The sequence below is a fragment of the Streptomyces spinosus genome, from assembly GCF_020400655.1.
In the GTDB taxonomy this organism is placed as follows: Bacteria; Actinomycetota; Actinomycetes; order Streptomycetales; family Streptomycetaceae; genus Streptomyces; species Streptomyces argyrophylli.
On the sequence record NZ_JAINRC010000020.1, the window covers coordinates 54088 to 73517 of the forward strand.

The window sequence follows — 19430 nt, forward strand, 5'->3', positions numbered from 1 at the left end:
TGGAGGTGCGCGCGAATGCTGAGTGAACGCAGGCTTCAGGTACTGCGCGCCATCGTCCAGGACTACGTGGGCACCGAGGAGCCGGTCGGTTCCAAGGCGCTCACCGAGCGGCACAACCTCGGCGTGTCCCCGGCGACCGTCCGCAACGACATGGCGGCCCTGGAGGACGAGGGATACATCGCCCAGCCGCACACCAGCGCGGGGCGGATCCCCACCGACAAGGGCTACCGGCTGTTCGTGGACAAGCTCGCGGGCGTCAAGCCGATGACCGCGCCCGAGCGGCGGGCGATCCAGAACTTCCTGGAGGGCGCCGTCGACCTCGACGACGTCGTGGCGCGGACCGTGCGGCTCCTCGCGCAGCTCACCCGGCAGGTCGCCGTCGTGCAGTACCCGTCCCTGACCCGGTCCACCGTCCGGCACGTGGAGCTGCTCTCGCTGGCTCCCGCGCGCGTGATGCTGGTGCTGATCACGGACACCGGCCGGGTCGAGCAGCGGATGGTCGACTGCCCGGCGCCGTTCGGCGAGGCCTCGCTCGCCGACCTGCGGGCGCGGCTCAACAGCCGGGTCGCCGGTCGCCGGTTCACGGACGTGCCGAAGCTGGTCGAGGACCTCCCGGACGCCTTCGAGCCGGAGGACCGCGGTACGGTCTCCACGGTGCTCTCCACTCTTCTGGAGACACTCGTGGAGGAGAACGAGGAGCGGTTGATGATCGGCGGCACCGCCAATCTGACCCGCTTCGGACATGACTTTCCCCTCACGATCCGGCCCGTCCTGGAGGCCCTTGAGGAGCAGGTCGTGCTCCTCAAGCTCCTCGGCGAGGCGAAGGATCCGGGCGTGACCGTGCGTATCGGGCACGAGAACGCCCACGAGGGGCTCAACTCCACCTCCGTCGTGTCGGTCGGCTACGGTTCGGGCGGCGAGGCGGTTGCCAAGCTCGGCGTGGTCGGACCGACCCGCATGGACTACCCGGGAACGATGGGAGCGGTACGCGCAGTGGCACGGTACGTCGGACAGATCCTGGCGGAGTCGTAAGTGGCCACGGACTATTACGCCGTTCTCGGCGTGCGCCGCGACGCGTCGCAGGATGAGATCAAGAAGGCGTTCCGCCGGCTCGCGCGCGAGCTGCACCCGGACGTCAACCCGGACCCGAAGACCCAGGAGCGGTTCAAGGAGATCAACGCCGCTTACGAGGTGCTGTCGGACCCGCAGAAGAAGCAGGTCTACGACCTCGGCGGCGACCCGCTCTCCCAGTCGGGCGGCGCGGGCGCGGGCGGCTTCGGGGCCGGCGGCTTCGGCAACTTCTCCGACATCATGGACGCGTTCTTCGGTACGGCGTCGCAGCGCGGGCCGCGTTCGCGCACCCGGCGCGGCCAGGACGCGATGATCCGGATCGAGGTCGAGCTGGACGAGGCGGCCTTCGGGACCACCAAGGACATCCAGGTCGACACGGCCGTCGTCTGCAACACCTGCAACGGCGAGGGCGCGGCGCCCGGCACGTCCGCCCAGACGTGTGACATGTGCCGCGGCCGGGGCGAGGTCTCCCAGGTCACCCGTTCCTTCCTGGGCCAGGTCATGACCTCGCGGCCGTGCCCGCAGTGCCAGGGCTTCGGCACGGTCGTCCCGACGCCGTGCCCGGAGTGCGCCGGCGACGGCCGGGTGCGCTCGCGGCGGACGCTGACCGTGAAGATCCCGGCCGGCGTCGACAACGGCACGCGCATCCAGCTCGCCGGCGAGGGCGAGGTCGGCCCCGGCGGCGGCCCGGCCGGCGACCTGTACGTCGAGATCCACGAGCTGCCGCACCCGACGTTCCAGCGGCGCGGCGACGACCTGCACTGCACGGTCACGATCCCGATGACGGCGGCGGCCCTCGGCACGAAGGTGCCGCTGGAGACGCTGGACGGCCTGGAGGAGGTCGACATCCGGCCCGGCACCCAGTCCGGCCAGTCGATCCCGCTGCACGGCCGGGGCGTCACGCACCTGCGCGGCGGCGGCCGGGGCGACCTGATCGTGCACGTCGAGGTGACGACGCCGACCAAGCTGGACCCGGAGCAGGAGCGGCTGCTGCGCGAGCTGGCCAAGCTGCGCGGCGAGGAACGGCCGCAGGGCCAGTTCCAGCCGGGTCAGCAGGGGCTGTTCTCGCGGCTGAAGGACGCGTTCAACGGGCGCTGAGCGATGGCGGACGGGGTGCTCCGGCACCCCGTGTGCCACAGGCATGTGCCGGTGGATGCCCGGATTCGGACTTGTCCGGAGGACGTGACAACATGCGGTCATGTCCTCCGCGCTGACCGATCTCTTCCCCCACCCGATCGTGCAGGCCCCCATGGCGGGCGGCGTCTCCGTCCCGCAGCTCGCCGCCGCCGTCTCCGAGGCCGGTGGCCTCGGGTTCCTCGCCGCCGGGTACAAGACCGCCGACGGCATGTACCAGGAGATCAAGCAGCTGCGCGGGCTCACGAGCCGCCCCTTCGGCGTGAACCTCTTCATGCCGCAGCCCGAGCACGCGGAGTCGGGGGCCGTCGACCTCTACGCGCACCAGCTGGCCGGCGAGGCCGCCTGGTACGAGACCGAGCTGGGCGACCCGGACAGCGACCGGGACGACGGCTACGACGCCAAGCTCGCCGTTCTGCTCGACGACCCGGTACCGGTGGTCTCCTTCCACTTCGGGGTGCCGCCCCGCGAGGTGTTCGACAAGCTCCACCGCGCCGGCACCTTCACCCTGGTCACCGCCACCACCGCCGAGGAGGCCCGCGCGGTCGAGCGGGCCGGGGCCGACGCGGTGATCGCGCAGGGCGTGGAGGCCGGCGGACACCAGGGCACCCACCGTGACCTCCCCGAGAACGACGGCGCCGGCGTCGGCCTGCTGTCGCTGCTCGCGCAGGTCCGCGAGGCCGTGCGCATCCCGGTCGTCGCCGCCGGCGGCGTCATGCGCGGCGGCCAGATAGCCGCCGTCCTCGCGGCGGGCGCGAGCGCGGCCCAGCTGGGCACCGCGTTCGTCGCCGCCCACGAGTCCGGCGCGCACCCCCTGCACAAGCGGGCGCTGACCGACCCGCTGTTCCCGCGCACCGAGCTGACCCGCGCCTTCACCGGCCGCCCGGCCCGTGCGCTGGTCAACCGCTTCCTGCGCGAGCACGGCCGGTACGCCCCCGCCGCCTACCCTGAGGTCAACCACCTCACCGCGCCGCTGCGCAAGGCCGCCGCCAAGGCCCAGGACGCGCAGGGCATGGCGATGTGGGCCGGGCAGGGCCACCGGATGGCCCGGGAACTGCCCGCGGCCCGGCTGGTGGAGGTGCTGGCGGCCGAACTCGCCGAGGCCCGGACAGCGTTGTCGGCCGGGGGTGGTTCCCGATGACCGCGCCGGTGTTCGTCGTCGACTCCCTGGAGGGCGTGGGCCCCGGCTCGGTCGTCGACGTGCGGGGCCCCGAGGGACGGCACGCGGTCTCCGTACGGCGGTTGCAGCCGGGCGAGAACGTGGTGCTCACCGACGGCAGGGGCCGGGGCGCGGCCGGGGTCGTCGTGAGCGTGTCGGGTAAGGACCACCTGGTGGTCGAGCCGTTCGAGTTCCCGGTGGAGCCCGAGCCCCGCCCCCGTATCACCGTCGTCCAGGCCCTGCCCAAGGGCGACCGGGGCGAACTGGCCGTGGAGACGATGACGGAGACCGGCGTCGACGCGATCGTGCCCTGGCAGGCCGCGCGGTGCATCACCCAGTGGAAGGGTGACCGGGGGCTGAAGGCGCTCGCCAAGTGGCGTGCCACCGCGCGGGAGGCCGGCAAGCAGTCCCGCAGGCTGCGCTTCCCGGAGGTCGCGGACCTGGCGGCCACCAAGCAGGTCGCCGCGCTGCTCGCCGCGGCGGACTTCGCCGCCGTGCTCCACTCCGACTTCGACCACGTCAGCGAGCCCCTGGCGACGGCCGAACTCCCCGCCGAGGGCGAGATCGTCCTGGTCGTGGGTCCCGAGGGCGGTGTGTCCCGGGACGAGCTGGCGCTCTTCGAGGAGGCGGGTGCGAGGGCCTGTGTCCTCGGCCCCAGCGTCCTGCGCACCTCCACCGCCGGCACCGCCGCCGTGGCCCTGCTGCTGGGCCGCACCGGCCGCTGGTCCTGACCTCTGGAGAGACCGTGGAACTCGTCCAGGTACGGCTCCTGGTGACCGACTTCGCCGCCTGCTACCGCTTCTACGCCGACGTCCTCGGCCTCGCGCCGCAGTCCGGCGCGGTGGAGGGGCCGTACGAGAAGTTCAGCCCGCACGCCGGCTCGGCCGGGATCGCGCTGCAGGACCGCGCGATGATGGCCGGGCTGCCGGCCGAGCTGGGCGACACCGCCACCGGCCACCGGTCCCTGGTCGTCCTGCGCGTCGACGGCCTCGACGCCTACTGCGCGCGGATCACCGCCCGGGGCGCGACCGTGCTGCACGGACCGGCCCCCATGACCGACCGCATGCGCGTGGCCCACCTCAAGGACCCGGAGGGCAACCTGGTCGAACTCCAGGAGTGGCTGCTGCTGCGCGGCTGACGTCCGGTTCGTCCCCGGCGCCCCTGCGGGCGCTCCCCCCGAACGGGTGAGTGGCCGTATCCGGGCTTCCCCACGGTGGGGGCCGGTGGCACGCTGCCCTGTATGGGGGCTTCGAGGCGGACACGGGGGCGGGCGCGAGCGGTGGCCGTGGCGGGACTCGTCGTGGTGGGCGGCGGGGCCGTCGTGGCCTGTCAGCCCGGCGGGGGACTCGGCTCCGCGAGCGTCGCCTTCACCACCGACCAGACCGCGACCGCCGCGCTGGAGTACCGGCACGTGAACGTCGCCTGGCTCACGTGCACCGGCGGTTACCGCGATGACGACGGCGCGCGCCGCGGCTCGCCCGCCCCGAGCGAGACCACCGTCGTCTCCGTCGACTGCCAGGGCGAGACGGACGACGGGCGGAAGATCGTCGTCGCCGGGGTGGTCACCAAGGCCGTCGACGGTGCCTGTGTGCGCGGCGACCTGACCGCCAAGGTCGGCGGCAGACAGGTGTTCCGCGTCGCCGGGCTCGGCAACTGCTCGGCCCCGGCCGGGCCGACGTACCGGCCGCCCGCCGGGGGACGGCCGACCGTGACCGTCACCGTCACCCGCACCGTCTGGCCCGTGCCGGGCAAGTGATCGGAAACCGGCAGCGGAGGCACCCGGTCGCTGCGTAGAGTGACGGCGTGACTCAGGGTGCTTCGACGGGAACCACGGCAGACTCCGCCTACCTCCGATTCCCCCATCCGCACGGGGACTTGGTGACCTTCGTCGCCGAGGACGACGTCTGGCTCGCGCCGCTCGTCGGCGGCCGGGCCTGGCGGGTCAGCGCCGACAACGTGCCGGTGACCCGGCCCCGGATCTCCCCGGACGGCCGGCACCTGGCCTGGACCTCCACCCGGGACGGCGCCCCCGAGGTGCACGTCGCCCCGGTCGACGGGGGTCCCGCCGAACGGCTGACGTACTGGGGCAACAGCCGTACCGAGGTGCGCGGCTGGACCCCGGACGGGCGGGTGCTCGTGCTCGGCGCGCAGGGCCGGCACAGCCTCCGGCAGACCTGGGCGCACGCCGTCCCGCTGGACGGCGGACCCGCCGAGGCCCTGCCGTACGGCCCGGTCGGCGACGTGGCCCTCGGCCCGGCCACCGTGCTGCTGTCCGCGCCGATGGGCCGTGAGGCCGCGCACTGGAAGCGCTACCGGGGCGGCACGGCGGGCAAGTTGTGGATCGACCGTGCCGCTGGGGGCGGAGAGGGTGCCGGAGAGTTCGTCCGGCTGCACGAGGACCTCGACGGGAACATCGAGTGCCCGGTGTGGGCCGGGGACCGCATCGCCTTCCTCTCCGACCACGAGGGCACCGGCGCGCTCTACTCCTCCCTCGCCGACGGCTCCGACCTGCGCCGGCACACCCCGCTTGGGGGCACCTCCCGCGCGAGCGATGCCGAGCGCGGGGGAGGCTTCTACGCCCGGCACGCGGCCGGAGACGGCACCCGTGTCGTCTACAGCTCGGCCGGCGAACTCTGGCTGCTGGACGACCTGGAGGGCGCCGAACCGCGCCGGCTGGACGTACGGCTCGGCGGACCCCGTGTCGACCTGCGGCCGTACCCCGTCAACGCCTCCCGCTGGTTCGGCGAGGCGGCCCCCGACCACACCGCGCGCGGCAGCGCCGTCTGCGTGCGCGGCGGCATCCACTGGGTCACCCACCGCAACGGCCCCGCCCGCGCCCTGGCCGCCACCCCCGGCGTGCGCGCCCGGACGCCGCGCGTCTTCCGCGCCGACGGCGAGGAGTGGGTGGTGTGGGTGACGGACGCCGAGGGCGACGACGCCCTGGAGTTCGCGCCCGCGACCGGCACCGTGCCCGGCGCCCCGCCGCGCCGGCTCGCCGCCGGACAGCTCGGCCGGGTCCTGGAGCTGGCCATGGCACCCGACGGCAGCCGGGCCGCCGTGGCCGCGCACGACGGCAGACTGCTGATGGTGGAACGGGAGACCGGCGAGGTCCGCGAGGTCGACCGCAGCGCCGACGGCGAGGTGTCCGGCCTCGCCTTCTCCCCCGACTCCGCCTGGCTCGCCTGGTCCCACCCCGGCCCCCGCCCGCTGTCCCAGCTGCGCGTCGCCCACACCACCGACCTGTCGGTGACCGAGGCGACCCCGCTGCGCTTCCAGGACTACGCGCCCGCCTTCACCCTGGACGGCAAACACCTCGCGTTCCTCTCCAACCGCGCCTTCGACCCGGTCTACGACGAGCACGTCTTCGACCTCGCGTTCGTGGTCGGCGCCCGCCCGCACCTGATCACGCTGGCCGCCACCACCCCCTCGCCGTTCGGCCCGCAGCGCCACGGCCGCCCCTTCGAGACCTCCGACAAGGACGAGACCCCCGACGGCGAGGGCACCCCGGCCACCCGCATCGACCTGGAGGGGCTGGCCGACCGCATCGTCCCCTTCCCTGTCGAGGCCGGCCGCTACTCCACGCTCCGGGCCGCCAAGGACGGCGTCCTGTGGCTGCGCCACCCCGTGCAGGGCGTCCTCGGCGCCTCCCGCGCCCACCCCGAGGACCCCGATCCGCACACCGAGCTGGAGCGCTACGACCTCGCCCAGCGCCGGCTGGAGCACCTCGCCTCCGACGCCGACCACTTCGAGGTCAGCGGCGACGGCAAACGCGTCCTGCTGTGGGCCGACGGCCGGCTCCGGGTCGTCCCGAGCGACCGCCGTACCGGCACCGACGACGACGGCGACACCAGCGTCACCGTCGACCTCACCCGGGTCCGGCAGACCGTCGACCCGGCCGCCGAGTGGCGGCAGATGTACGACGAGACCGGCCGCCTCATGCGCGACCACTTCTGGCGCCCCGACCTCGGCGGCATCGACTGGGACGGCGTCCTCGCCCGCTACCGCCCGCTCCTGGCCCGCCTCGCCACCCACAGCGACCTGGTCGACCTGCTCTGGGAGGTGCACGGCGAACTGGGCACCTCGCACGCCTACGTCATCCCGCGCGGCGGCTCCGGCCGCCGCGCCCGGCAGGGTCTGCTGGGCGCCGACATCTCCCGCCACGAGGACGGCAGCTGGCGCATCGACCGCATCCTGCCGTCGGAGACCTCCGACCCGGAGGCCCGCTCCCCGCTCGCCGCGCCCGGCGTCGCGGTCCGTCCCGGAGACGCGATCATCGCGGTCGCCGGCCACCAGGTCGACCCGGTGACGGGCCCGGGCCCGCTGCTCGTCGGCACGGCCGGCCGCCCGGTGGAGCTGACCGTCTCCCCGGCCGGCGGCGGCGAACCCCGGCACACGGTCGTCGTCCCCGTCGCCGACGAGGAGGCCCTGCGCTACCACGCCTGGGTCGCCGATCGCCGCGCCCACGTCCACGCGGCCTCCGCGGGCCGCCTCGGCTACCTCCACGTCCCGGACATGCAGGCCCCCGGCTGGGCGCAGATCCACCGCGACCTGCGCGTCGAGGTCGCGCGCGAGGGCCTCGTGGTCGACGTCCGGGAGAACCGGGGCGGCCACACCTCCCAGCTCGTGGTCGAGAAACTGGCCCGCCGGATCATCGGCTGGGACCTGCCGCGCGGCATGCGTCCCACCAGCTATCCGCTGGACGCCCCGCGCGGCCCGGTCGTCGCCGTCGCCAACGAGTTCTCCGGCTCCGACGGCGACATCGTCAACGCGGCGATCAAGGCGCTCGGCATCGGCCCGGTCGTCGGCACCCGCACCTGGGGCGGTGTCATCGGCATCGACAGCCGCTACCACCTGCTCGACGGCACCCTGGTCACCCAGCCGAAGTACGCCATGTGGCTGGAGGGCGTGGGCTGGGACGTGGAGAACCACGGGGTGGACCCCGACGTGGAGGTCGTCCAGCGCCCGCAGGACTGGGTGGCCGGCCGGGACGCCCAGCTCGACGAGGCGATCAGGCTGGCGCTGGAGGCGCTGGAGAGCAGGCCCGCCAAAACACCGCCGGACATGCCCGTCTGAGCGGCTACGATGCCCACGGTATTGATCACAGGAGGCACACCCATGGCCGGAGAGCCGCAGAACGACTGCCTGTTCTGCAAGATCGTCGCGGGCGAGATCCCGGCGACGATCGTCCGCGAGACGGAGACGACCGTCGCCTTCCGGGACATAAACCCCCAGGCCCCCACGCACGTCCTGGTGATCCCCAAGGCCCACTACGAGAACGCGGCCGAGCTCGCCGCGGGCGCCCCGCGGATCGCGGCCGACGTGCTCGCCGAGACCAAGGCCGTCGCCGACGAGGAGAAGCTCGACAGCTACCGCCTCGTCTTCAACACCGGCAGCGGCGCCGGCCAGACCGTCTGGCACGCCCACGCCCACGTCCTCGGCGGCCGTGGCCTGCAGTGGCCGCCCGGATAGGCAGCCGTGTCCGTCCGTGAACTGGTGGTCCTCGGCACCGCCAGCCAGGTCCCGACCCGGCACCGCAACCACAACGGCTACCTGCTGCGGTGGGACGGCGAGGGCCTCCTGTTCGACCCCGGCGAGGGCACGCAGCGGCAGATGCTGCACGCCGGGGTCGCCGCCCACGACCTGAACCGGATCTGCGTCACGCACTTCCACGGTGACCACTGCCTCGGCCTCGCCGGGGTCATCCAGCGCATCAACCTCGACCAGGTGCCGCACGAGGTCACCGCGCACTACCCGCGCTCAGGCCAACGCTTCTTCGACCGGCTGCGCTACGCGACCGCCTACCGCGAGACCGTCGGCCTGACCGAGGCCCCGGTCGCCGCCGACGGCATCCTCGCGGTGACCCGGTCGTACACCCTGGAGGCCCGCCGGCTCTCGCACCCGGTCGAGTCCTACGGCTACCGGCTGATCGAACCCGACGGCCGCCGCATGCTGCCCGACCGGCTCGCCGCGCACGGCGTCAGGGGACCGGACGTGGGCCGCCTCCAGCGCGAGGGCCGGCTCGGGGACGTGACCCTGGAGGACGTCAGCGAGGCACGGCGCGGGCAGCGGTTCGCGTTCGTCATGGACACCCGGCTCTGCGACGGCGTGCACGCGCTCGCGGAGGGCTGCGACCTGCTCGTCATCGAGTCCACCTTCCTCGACGAGGACGTCGAACTCGCCATCGAGCACGGACACCTGACGGCCGGACAGGCCGCCGCCGTGGCCCGGGACGCCGGGGTGCGCCACCTCGTGCTCACCCACTTCAGCCAGCGCTACACCGACCCCGGGGAGTTCGAGCGGCAGGCGCGGGCGGCCGGGTTCACGGGGGAGCTGACCGTGGCCTACGACCTGCTGCGGGTGCCGGTTCCGAAACGCCGGTAAAACACCCGTACGATGCTTTGATGCCCCTCCCGAAAGCAGAACTGCACCTCCACATCGAAGGCACCCTGGAGCCGGAGCTCGCCTTCGAGCTCGCCGCCCGCAACGGCGTGAGCCTCCCCTACCCGGACACCGACGCCCTCCGCGAGGCCTACCGGTTCGAGGACCTCCAGTCCTTCCTGGACCTCTACTACGAGCTGATGGCCGTCCTGCGCACCGAGCAGGACTTCGCCGACCTGGCGAACGCCTACCTCGCGCGTGCCGCGGCGCAGGGCGTGCGGCACGCGGAGATCTTCTTCGACCCGCAGGCCCACCTGGCCCGGGGTGTGAGCATGGGTACGGTCGTGGAGGGGCTGTGGCGGGCGCTGGGCGACAGCGAGTCCGCCCACGGCGTCTCCACCAGGCTGATCATGTGCTTCCTGCGGGACGAGTCCGCCGAGTCGGCGCTGGCCACCCTGGACGCCGCGAAGCCGTACCTGGACCGGATCACCGGTGTCGGCCTGGACTCCGCCGAGGTCGGGCACCCGCCGGCGAAGTTCCGGGAGGTCTACGAGGCCGCCGCCGCGCTCGGGCTGCGCCGGGTCGCGCACGCCGGTGAGGAGGGGCCGCCGGAGTACGTCACCGAGGCGCTGGACGTGCTCGGCGTGGAGCGCGTCGACCACGGCCTGCGCTGCGTGGAGGACCCGGCGCTGGTCGAGCGGCTGGTGCGGGAGCGGATCCCGCTCACCCTGTGCCCGCTGTCCAACGTCCGGCTGCGGACCGTCGACACCCTCGCCGACCACCCTCTGCCGGCCATGCTCGACGCCGGTCTGCTGTGTACGGTCAACTCCGACGACCCCGCGTACTTCGGCGGGTACGCGGGCGACAACTTCGCGGCCGTGCACGAGGCCCTGGGGCTGTCGCGGGACCGGCTGCGCGACCTGGCCCGCAACTCCTTCCTCGCCTCCTTCCTGGAGGACGACGAGGAGCGCAGGACCCGTTATCTCGCCGAGGTCGACGCCTACGAGTTCGGGGACGCCGTCTCGTAGGCACGCCGGGCGGGTACGGCGGGCGTCTCCAGCGGGACCTCGACGACCGGGATGCCGGCGAAGGGGGCTTCGGGGGCGGGGACTTCGGTGACCGGTGCTTCCCCGACCGGTACTTCCGCGACCGGTGCTTGTGCGACCGGCAGGGGGCGCCCGCCCGTCCGCAGTGCCACCGCCGTCATCGGTACGGCGATCAGCAGCAGCCCGGCGCCGAGCACCCGTCCCATCGCCGGGAAGCCCGCCCCGGCCGCCAGCGCGCTGCCCGCCAGCGGTCCCGCCGCCGTCCCCAGCGAGGACGCCGAGCCGACCAGGACCGTCCAGCGGCCGCGCGGGTCCAGGGACGCGGCCAGGGCGATGACGTAGGACAGCACGACCGGGTAGAGCAGGTTCCAGGCGATCTCGCCCGCCGCGAAGGCCGGCAGGTCCGTGGCCGCCGCGCCGAGCGCGACGCACCCCGCGATGGCGGCGGTCCCGGCGCCGATGGGCAGGGCCCGGCCGAGCCGTGGGCCGAGCGCGCCCGCGCCCACCACGCCGAGGAGTCCGGCGCCGAGCGCGACCGCGAAGACCGCGCCGACGGTGACCTCGGTGAGGTGCGCCTGTTCCAGGCCGATCCGGCCGCTGACGCCCCACAGGGCGTTCTGGGCGAGGGACCAGCAGGGCATCGAAGCGGCCAGCAGCAGACCGGAGCGCGGATGGGGGAGCCGGTCGTAGCCGACGGCCGGGCGCGCGGGGGCACCGCGACCGGACAGGCGGCCGGTGAGCGGCCAGACGGCGAGCGCGGTCAGCGCGAGGGCGGCGAGCGGAAGGCCGTGTCCGGGCCCCAGGTGAGGGATGGTCAGGTACAGGGCGCCCGCGAGGGCGGAGACGCCGAGCAGGCCGAGCGTGGTGACCCGGTGCGGGTCACGCTGACCGGCGATGCCGCTCGCGGCCACCGCCGTCACCGTGCCGGACCCCAGCCCGCCGACGACGGCGCCCGCCACGACGGCCGGGACGGCGCCGGTCAGGGCGGCGCCGCCGTAGCCGAGGGCGGCGAGCGCGAGGCCGGCGCGGGCGAGGAGACGGGGGCCGGTCCGGTCGACCCGGGAGGCCAGCAGGAAGCCGGCGCTCGCCGAACTCAGCAGCAGGGCGCTGCCGACGGCCCCCGCCTGGGTCGCGCTGAGCGGGAGGCCGCTGTCGAGTCTGCCGACGGTCGTGGGCAGCAGGTAGGGGGCGAGGTACCCGGTCGCGAACAGGGCGACGAGGGACCAGGGCGGGGTGCGGGGGGCGGACACGGGCGTTCCCAGGGCAGGCGCGAGGTGCGGCTCGGAAAGAGGGGGAGGGGGCTGCGGCCGTCGACGGACAGGAACGCGCGAGCAAGTTGTATCAAGCACGTGGTTCCCGAAGAAGACCGGTGGGTGTGATCCGGATCACGGTGGCGTTTGGGGGTGGCGCGTGCGGGTAGGAGGCTTTAGCCTCCGTTCTCATATGTGGATGTCATTCATAAGGGGAGATGGTTGGAGGGAAGCTCGCCGACCCCTCGCCCGTCGGCCTCGCCGGCCCGAAGGCCCTCCTCGCCGCCGGACCCGACCTCGTAGGAGCTCCCCGTGACCCGTGACCTGACCATCGCCGAGGTGCGGCTGACCCCGATCCTGGTCGCCGACCCGCCGTTGCTCAACACCCAGGGCGTGCACCAGCCGTACACCCCCCGGCTGATCGTGGAGATCGTCACCGCCGACGGGACCACCGGGCTCGGCGAGACCTACGGCGACACCAAGTACCTGGAGCTGGCCCGGCCGCTGGCCGACCGGCTCACCGGACGGTCGGTCATGGACGTGAACGGCCTCTTCGGCATCGACCTCGACGTGGACGCCACCCGGGTGGAGGGGCAGGCGGACGCGGGCGGGCTGCGCGGGGTGCAGACCGCCGACAAGCTCCGGCTGTCCGTGCTGTCCGCCTTCGAGGTCGCCTGCCTCGACGCCCAGGGCAGGGCGCTCGGCCTGCCGGTGCACGCGCTGCTCGGCGGGAAGGTGCGGGACGCGGTCGAGTACAGCGCCTACCTCTTCTACAAGTGGGACCGGCACCCGGCGGGCGTCCGCGCCGAACCGGACGAGTGGGGCGCCGCGCTCGACCCGGCCGGCGTGGTGGAACAGGCGCGCCGGCTCCAGGAGCGGTACGGCTTCGGCTCGTTCAAGCTCAAGGGCGGCGTGTTCCCGCCCGACGAGGAGATCGCCGCCGTCCGCGCCCTCGCCGCCGCCTTCCCCGGACACCCGCTGCGGCTCGACCCCAACGGCGCCTGGTCGGTGGAGACCTCGCTGAAGGTCGCGGCCGAACTCGGCGACGTCCTGGAGTACCTGGAAGACCCGGCGCTCGGCACACCCGCCATGGCACAGGTGGCGGCCCGCACGGAGGTCCCGCTGGCCACCAACATGTGCGTCACCACCTTCGGCGAGATCAAGGAGGCGTTCACGAAGGACGCCGTCCAGGTCGTCCTGTCCGACCACCACTACTGGGGCGGGCTGCGCAACACCCAGCACCTCGCGGCGATCTGCGCCGCCTTCGGGGTCGGGGTGTCGATGCACTCCAACACCCATCTCGGCATCAGCCTCGCCGCGATGACCCAGGTGGCGGCCACGGTCCCCAACCTCCACCACGCCTGCGACTCCCACTACCCCTGGCAGTCCGAGGACGTCCTCACCGAACGGATCGCCTTCGACGGCGGCCGGGTCGCGGTGTCCGACGCTCCGGGCCTCGGCGTCGAACTGGACCGGGACGAACTGGCCCGGCTGCACCGGCGGTGGGCCGAGGACGACGGCTCGCTGCGCGACCGCGACGACGCGGCGGCCATGCGCACCGCCGAACCGGACTGGCGGACGCCGGCGATGCCGCGCTGGTGACCCGGCGCCACACGGCATCCCGGTGCGTGGCCTGGTGCACACTGGCCAGAACCGCACCACGCCAGGGAGCGCACCGTGACGTCGTCGTACACCCTCACCGGAGAGGAACCGGAACACCTCACCCAGGCAGCGCGCTGCCAGATCCAGGTCGACCCGCTCGCCGCGCTGCGCGCCCCCGGTGACCCGCCCTGGGACGTCTACCTCACCGGCACCGTCTTCCTCGACATCATCTTCACCGGCCTGGACTCGGCGCCGGTGCGCGGCACCGAGTCCTGGGCCCGGGGCATGGGCTCCAGCCCCGGCGGGGTCGCCAACATGGCCGCCGCCCTGGCCCGGCTCGGCCTGCGGACCGCGCTCGCGGCGGCCTTCGGCGACGACCACTACGGCGAGTACTGCTGGGACGCGCTGGAACAGGGCGAGGGCATCGACCTGTCCGCCTCGCGGACGGTGCCCGGCTGGCACTCGCCGGTGACCGTCTCCATGGCCTACGAGGGCGAGCGGACCATGGTCTCCCACGGGCACGAGCCGCCGGCGGAGGCCGTGCTCCTCCAGGAGGACGCCACCGTACGGCCGCCCCGCGCGCGGGCCGCCGTCGCCTCGCTCACGCCCGGCCGCGGCGCGCCCTGGATCGCGCAGGCCGCCCGCACGGGGACCCGCATCTTCGCCGACGTCGGCTGGGACGAGACGGGCGCGTGGGACCTGGCCGGGCTGGCCGACCTGGAGCACTGCGAGGCCTTCCTGCCCAACGCGGAGGAGGCCAAGCGGTACACCGGCACCGACTGTCCGCGGCTCGCCGCGCACGCCCTGACCGAGTACGTGCCGGTCGCCGTGGTCACGCTGGGCTCGGACGGCGCCTACGCGGTGGACCGGCGGACCGGGGAGACGGCGGAGGTGCCGGCCATCGAGGTGGAGGCGCTGGATCCGACCGGGGCGGGGGACGTGTTCGTCGCCGGGTTCGTGACGGGGTCCCTGGCGGGGTGGCCGCTGGCCGACCGGCTGGCCTTCGCCGGGCTCACGGCGGCGCTGTCGGTGCAGGAGTTCGGGGGGTCCCTGTCGGCGCCGGGATGGTCGGAGATCGGGGCGTGGTGGCGGCGCGTGCAGTCCCTGCCGGGGCAGTCGCCGGCGGCGCTTCGGCGGTACGAGTTCCTGGAAGGGCTGGTGCCGGAGGAACTGGACCGGCCCTGGCCGTTGCGGCGAGCCGTCCCGACGATCGGCTTCCGCCGCTCCGGCTGACCGGGGGCTCCGCGGGGTTCGCCGTTCTTGCCCACGCCCACGCCCGACTCGGCCCGGGAACCGCGCGGGTCGGGTGGCGGGGGACAGGCGTGGGTGGCTCGGTCGGCGGAGAGGTAGCCGGTGGGGTGGGCTCGCGTGGCTGGGGCGTGCGGGTGTGGCGCGGGCGGCTGGGGACGGGCGTGGCTGGTGGCCCGGTCGGCCGGGAGACAGGGGGTGGGCTGTGGTCTGGGCAGTCGGCAAGCGTGCGGAGTGCCGCTCGGGCGCTGGGGCGAGGGGCACGGGGTGGGGCTCGGGCGGCCGGGGCACTGGTGGTGCTCGGGCGGCCGGGCGCGGCCCGGGGCTGGGGCTGCTGGGAACCCTGCGGCGGGTGACTCGTATGAAAAGCCCTACGGTGTTGTCAGCCCCCCGTCGTACTCTGGACAGTGCGAGGCCGCCCTCAGCTACGCGGCCGTGACGAGGAGGAAGCGCAGGCCTTAAGAGCCGGCCCATGACACAGACACCCACAGCTCGCACCCCCGCGCAGGAGCAGGCGAGAGCGCAGTTCACCGTCCCCGCCCAGCACCCCATGGTGACCGTGCTGGGTTCCGGCGACTCCCTCCTGCGCGTGATCGAGACGGCCTTCCCGGCGGCCGACATCCACGTCCGGGGCAATGAGATCAGCGCGGTCGGCGACCCGGTCGACGTCGCCCTCATCTCGCGCGTGTTCGAAGAGATGATGCTGGTGCTCCGCACCGGGCAGCCGATGACGGAGGACGCAGTGGAACGCTCGATCGCCATGCTGAAGGCGAGCGAGGCAGGGACGAGCGACGGCCTGGAGACCCCGGCCGAGGTGCTGACGCAGAACATCCTGTCCTCGCGCGGCCGTACGATCCGCCCGAAGACCCTCAACCAGAAGCGGTACGTCGACGCGATCGACAAGCACACGATCGTCTTCGGCATCGGCCCCGCCGGTACCGGCAAGACCTACCTGGCCATGGCCAAGGCCGTACAGGCCCTGCAGTCCAAGCAGGTCAACCGGATCATCCTGACCCGTCCGGCGGTGGAGGCGGGCGAGCGGCTCGGCTTCCTGCCCGGCACGCTCTACGAGAAGATCGACCCGTACCTGCGCCCGCTGTACGACGCGCTGCACGACATGATCGACCCGGACTCGATCCCGCGGCTGATGGCCGCCGGGACGATCGAGGTCGCGCCGCTCGCCTACATGCGCGGCCGCACGCTGAACGACGCCTTCATCATCCTGGACGAGGCCCAGAACACGAGCCCCGAACAGATGAAGATGTTCCTCACCCGCCTCGGCTTCGACTCGAAGATCGTGATCACGGGTGACGTCACCCAGGTCGACCTGCCGAACGGGCAGAAGTCGGGCCTCAGGCAGGTGCAGGAGATCCTGGAGGGCGTCGAGGACGTCCACTTCTCCCGGCTGTCGTCCCACGATGTCGTACGGCACAAGCTGGTGGGCCGTATCGTCGACGCGTACGAGAAGTACGACAGCAAGAACGGCACCGAGAACGGCGCCCCCAGGGGCGTCCGTGGCAAGTCGGGCGCCGCCAAGGGCACCAAGGGGAAGTAGACCAGCACGACCATGTCGATCGACGTCAACAACGAGTCCGGCACCGAGGTAGACGAGCAGGCGATCCTCGACATCGCCCGCTACGCGCTCGCGCGGATGCGCATCCACCCGCTCTCCGAGCTCTCGGTGATCGTCGTGGACGCCGACGCCATGGAGCAACTGCACATCCAGTGGATGGACCTGCCGGGCCCCACCGATGTCATGTCGTTCCCGATGGACGAGCTGCGGCCGCCGTCCAAGGACGACGACGAGCCGCCGCAGGGCCTGCTCGGTGACATCGTGCTGTGCCCGGAGGTCGCCGCGAAGCAGGGGGCGGAGGCCCCGACGCGGCACTCCATGGACGAGGAGCTCCAGCTGCTCACCGTCCACGGGGTGCTGCACCTGCTCGGGTACGACCACGAGGAGCCCGACGAGAAGGCCGAGATGTTCGGGCTCCAGGCCGCCATCGTGGACGGATGGCGGGCCGAGCACGGTCTGACCGGGCCGTCCCCGGCGCCGACCGTCTCGTAGGGGCCGCATGTCTCCGCAGATCGTGATCGGCGCGATCGCGCTGGTCGTCGTGGCCTGGCTCGCCGCCTGCGCGGAGGCGGGCCTCGCCCGCGTCTCCAGCTTCCGCGCCGAGGAGGCCGTGAAGTCCGGCCGGCGCGGCAGCGCCCGGCTCGCCCAGGTGGCCGCCGATCCCACCCGCTACCTGAACGTGGCCCTGCTGGTCCGCGTGGCCTGCGAGATGGCCGCCGCGGCCCTGGTGACGTACGCCTGCCTCCAGGAGTTCGCCGCCACCTGGCAGGCCCTGCTGGTCGCCATCGGGGTGATGGTCCTCGTGTCGTACGTCGCCGTGGGGGTGTCCCCGCGCACGATCGGCCGCCAGCACCCGGTCAACACCGCGACGGCGGCGGCCTACGTGCTGCTGCCGCTGGCCCGGATCATGGGCCCCGTCCCCTCCCTGCTGATCCTCATCGGCAACGCGCTCACGCCCGGCAAGGGCTTCAGGCGCGGGCCCTTCGCCTCCGAGGCGGAGCTGCGCGCGCTGGTCGACCTCGCCGAGAAGGAGTCGCTGATCGAGGACGACGAGCGCCGGATGGTGCACTCGGTCTTCGAGCTGGGCGACACGCTGGTGCGCGAGGTCATGGTCCCGCGGACCGACCTGGTCACCATCGAGCGCTTCAAGACCATCCGGCAGGCCCTCACCCTCGCCCTGCGCTCCGGGTTCTCCCGCATCCCGGTCACCGGCGAGAGCGAGGACGACATCGTCGGGATCGTGTACCTGAAGGACCTGGTCCGCAAGACGCACATCAGCCGGGAGGCGGAGGGCGACCTGGTGTCCACGGCGATGCGCCCGGCGGTGTTCGTGCCCGACACCAAGAACGCCGGCGACCTGCTGCGCGAGATGCAGAAGGAACGCAACCACGTCGCCGTCGTCATCGACGAGTACGGCGGCACGGCCGGGATCGTCACCATCGAGGACATCCTGGAGGAGATCGTCGGCGAGATCACCGACGAGTACGACCGGGAGCTCCCGCCCGTGGAGGAGCTCGGCGACGACCGCTTCCGGGTCACCGCCCGCCTGGACATCACCGACCTGGGCGAGCTGTACGGCCTGGAGGAGTACGACGACGAGGACGTGGAGACGGTCGGCGGGCTGCTCGCCAAGGCACTCGGCCGCGTCCCCATCGCCGGCGCGTCCGCCGAGGTCGAGCTGCCCGACGAGCGCCGGCTGAGGCTGACGGCGGAGGCCGCGGCCGGCCGCCGCAACAAGATCGTCACGGTGCTGGTGGAGCCCGTGCCCGTGCCCGTCGCCGAGGAGGAGACGGCCGAGTGAAGCCCCGGGAGCTGCGCGCCCTGTGCCTGTCCTTCAACGCGGCCGTGGAGGACTTCCCGTTCAGCCCCGAGATCTCGGTCTTCAAGGTGCTGGGCAGGATGTTCGCCCTGACCCACCTGGACGCGCGGCCCCTGACGGTCAACCTCAAGTGCGACCCGGAGGACGCCGTCCGGCTGCGCGGCGAGCACGAGGGTCTGATCGTCCCCGGCTGGCACATGAACAAGCGGCACTGGAACACCGTGACGGTCGACGGGGGGCTGCCGGACCGGCTGGTCCGGGAGCTGGTCGAGGACTCGTACGACCTGGTGGTGGCGGGTCTGCCGCGGGCCGAGCGGCTGCGGCTCGACCGTCCGTGAGCACACCCGTGCCGGGCGGCTCCGCCGGGGCTTCGTATGCTCGGGGCATGACCGAGAGCACCGCGCTTGATCCCGAGGACCGCAAGATCGTCACCCTGGCCCGTTCCGCGCGGGCCCGCAACGGCGTGCCGGAGGGTGCGGCCGTGCGGGACGAGACCGGGCGCACCTACGTCGCCGGGTCGGTGGAGCTGGCCTCGCTGAAGCTGAGCGCGCTGCGTACCGCGGTCGCCATGGCCGTGGCCTCGGGGGCCCGGTCGCTGGAGGCGGCGGCCGTGGTGAGCGAGGCGGAGTCCCTGCCGGCGGAGGACCTGGCCGCCGTCGCCGACCTCGGTGGTCCGAAGACGCCGGTGCTGCTGGCCTCACCCGACGGCACGGTGCGGGTCACCGTCCCCGCCGGCTGAGCGGTCCGCCGGGCTTCCGCGCTGCCCCGGCCGCCGGTGGCGCCGGTGCGCGCCGCCGGGGCGCTGCCGGTCAGAGCGCGTCGGGTCCGCGCTCGCCGGTCCGCACCCGGACGACCGTCTCCACGGGAACGGCCCACACCTTCCCGTCCCCGATCTTCCCCGTCCGCGCGGCCCTGACGACGGCGTCGATCACGTCGTCGGCGGCGGCGTCCTCCACCACGACCTCGATGCGCACCTTCGGTACCAGGTCGACGCGGTACTCGGCCCCCCGGTACACCTCGGTGTGGCCGCGCTGCCGGCCGTAGCCGCTCGCCTCGGTCACGGTCAGCCCGTGCACCCCCAGCTCCTGCAGGGCGGTCTTGACCTCGTCCAGCCGGTACGGCTTGACGATCGCGGTGATGAGCTTCATGC

Annotated in this window: 19 protein-coding genes; 17 read left to right on the top strand and 2 right to left on the bottom strand. The window is 73.5% G+C overall.

Translation table 11 applies throughout. The annotated features are described in order from the left end of the window. The first annotated feature begins 15 nt into the window (after nucleotides 1–15). From hrcA to LG395_RS32785, 10 genes are all read left to right on the top strand, one after another. The gene (gene hrcA, locus LG395_RS32740) at nucleotides 16–1032 is read left to right on the top strand and encodes a heat-inducible transcriptional repressor HrcA (protein ID WP_171156466.1); all 1017 of its coding nucleotides are present in this window, start codon (nucleotides 16–18) and stop codon (nucleotides 1030–1032) included. Then, nucleotides 1033–2169, top strand: a complete 1137-nt coding sequence (gene dnaJ / locus LG395_RS32745) for a molecular chaperone DnaJ (protein WP_030653759.1) — start codon at nucleotides 1033–1035, stop codon at nucleotides 2167–2169. It abuts the gene before it with no gap. Nucleotides 2170–2269: 100 nt separating this feature from the next. Next, the gene (locus tag LG395_RS32750) at nucleotides 2270–3346 is read left to right on the top strand and encodes a nitronate monooxygenase (RefSeq protein WP_171156468.1); all 1077 of its coding nucleotides are present in this window, start codon (nucleotides 2270–2272) and stop codon (nucleotides 3344–3346) included. After that, complete coding sequence (locus LG395_RS32755; RefSeq protein ID WP_171156469.1) at nucleotides 3343–4095, top strand: 16S rRNA (uracil(1498)-N(3))-methyltransferase; 753 nt, start codon at nucleotides 3343–3345, stop codon at nucleotides 4093–4095. The genes LG395_RS32750 and LG395_RS32755 overlap by 4 nt, the downstream gene beginning before the upstream one ends. Nucleotides 4096–4109: 14 nt before the next feature. Further along, the gene (locus LG395_RS32760; protein WP_225812269.1) at nucleotides 4110–4502 is read left to right on the top strand and encodes a VOC family protein; all 393 of its coding nucleotides are present in this window, start codon (nucleotides 4110–4112) and stop codon (nucleotides 4500–4502) included. A gap of 102 nt (nucleotides 4503–4604) precedes the next feature. Beyond that, the gene (locus LG395_RS32765; protein ID WP_225812270.1) at nucleotides 4605–5120 is read left to right on the top strand and encodes a hypothetical protein; all 516 of its coding nucleotides are present in this window, start codon (nucleotides 4605–4607) and stop codon (nucleotides 5118–5120) included. 47 nt (nucleotides 5121–5167) lie between these two features. Continuing rightward, nucleotides 5168–8437, top strand: a complete 3270-nt coding sequence (locus tag LG395_RS32770) for a S41 family peptidase (RefSeq protein WP_372463500.1) — start codon at nucleotides 5168–5170, stop codon at nucleotides 8435–8437. Between the two features lie 42 nt (nucleotides 8438–8479). Next, nucleotides 8480–8833, top strand: coding sequence for a histidine triad nucleotide-binding protein (locus LG395_RS32775; RefSeq protein WP_171156474.1), 354 nt, complete (start codon nucleotides 8480–8482; stop codon nucleotides 8831–8833). A 6-nt stretch (nucleotides 8834–8839) separates the two neighbouring features. Continuing rightward, entirely contained in the window at nucleotides 8840–9745 is a 906-nt protein-coding gene (locus LG395_RS32780) for a ribonuclease Z (RefSeq protein WP_225812271.1), read from the top strand. Nucleotides 9746–9765: 20 nt separating this feature from the next. Continuing rightward, entirely contained in the window at nucleotides 9766–10770 is a 1005-nt protein-coding gene (locus LG395_RS32785; RefSeq protein ID WP_225812272.1) for an adenosine deaminase, read from the top strand. Here the strand turns inward: LG395_RS32785 and LG395_RS32790 are convergent. Next, nucleotides 10743–12038, bottom strand: a complete 1296-nt coding sequence (locus LG395_RS32790) for an MFS transporter (protein WP_225812273.1) — start codon at nucleotides 12036–12038, stop codon at nucleotides 10743–10745. The genes LG395_RS32785 and LG395_RS32790 overlap by 28 nt on opposite strands. Before the next feature lie 312 nt (nucleotides 12039–12350). Between LG395_RS32790 and LG395_RS32795 the strand changes: the two genes are divergently transcribed. The 7 genes from LG395_RS32795 to LG395_RS32825 all read left to right on the top strand — a co-directional run bounded on the left by LG395_RS32795 (nucleotide 12351) and on the right by LG395_RS32825 (nucleotide 19019). Continuing rightward, a complete protein-coding gene (locus LG395_RS32795) occupies nucleotides 12351–13640 on the top strand; it encodes a glucarate dehydratase family protein (protein ID WP_225812274.1) in 1290 nt (429 codons plus the stop codon). A gap of 75 nt (nucleotides 13641–13715) precedes the next feature. After that, nucleotides 13716–14873 carry a carbohydrate kinase family protein gene (locus LG395_RS32800; protein WP_372463501.1) on the top strand — a complete coding sequence of 386 codons (1158 nt, stop codon included), beginning with the start codon at nucleotides 13716–13718 and terminating at the stop codon, nucleotides 14871–14873. 487 nt (nucleotides 14874–15360) lie between these two features. Continuing rightward, nucleotides 15361–16443: a PhoH family protein gene (locus tag LG395_RS32805; protein ID WP_171156486.1), complete on the top strand. Its 1083-nt coding sequence runs from the start codon at nucleotides 15361–15363 to the stop codon at nucleotides 16441–16443. A 12-nt stretch (nucleotides 16444–16455) separates the two neighbouring features. Continuing rightward, nucleotides 16456–16953, top strand: coding sequence for an rRNA maturation RNase YbeY (gene ybeY / locus LG395_RS32810; protein WP_189882633.1), 498 nt, complete (start codon nucleotides 16456–16458; stop codon nucleotides 16951–16953). A gap of 7 nt (nucleotides 16954–16960) precedes the next feature. Continuing rightward, nucleotides 16961–18262, top strand: coding sequence for a hemolysin family protein (locus LG395_RS32815; RefSeq protein ID WP_171156489.1), 1302 nt, complete (start codon nucleotides 16961–16963; stop codon nucleotides 18260–18262). After that, nucleotides 18259–18618 carry an MmcQ/YjbR family DNA-binding protein gene (locus LG395_RS32820; RefSeq protein WP_171156492.1) on the top strand — a complete coding sequence of 120 codons (360 nt, stop codon included), beginning with the start codon at nucleotides 18259–18261 and terminating at the stop codon, nucleotides 18616–18618. Before LG395_RS32815 ends, LG395_RS32820 begins: the two co-directional genes overlap by 4 nt. A 47-nt stretch (nucleotides 18619–18665) precedes the next feature. Then, the gene (locus tag LG395_RS32825; RefSeq protein WP_171156494.1) at nucleotides 18666–19019 is read left to right on the top strand and encodes a cytidine deaminase-like protein; all 354 of its coding nucleotides are present in this window, start codon (nucleotides 18666–18668) and stop codon (nucleotides 19017–19019) included. Nucleotides 19020–19089: 70 nt separating this feature from the next. Here LG395_RS32825 and LG395_RS32830 read toward each other — a convergent pair whose 3' ends face one another. Then, nucleotides 19090–19428: a P-II family nitrogen regulator gene (locus LG395_RS32830; RefSeq protein WP_171156495.1), complete on the bottom strand. Its 339-nt coding sequence runs from the start codon at nucleotides 19426–19428 to the stop codon at nucleotides 19090–19092. Nucleotides 19429–19430: the final 2 nt, after the last annotated feature.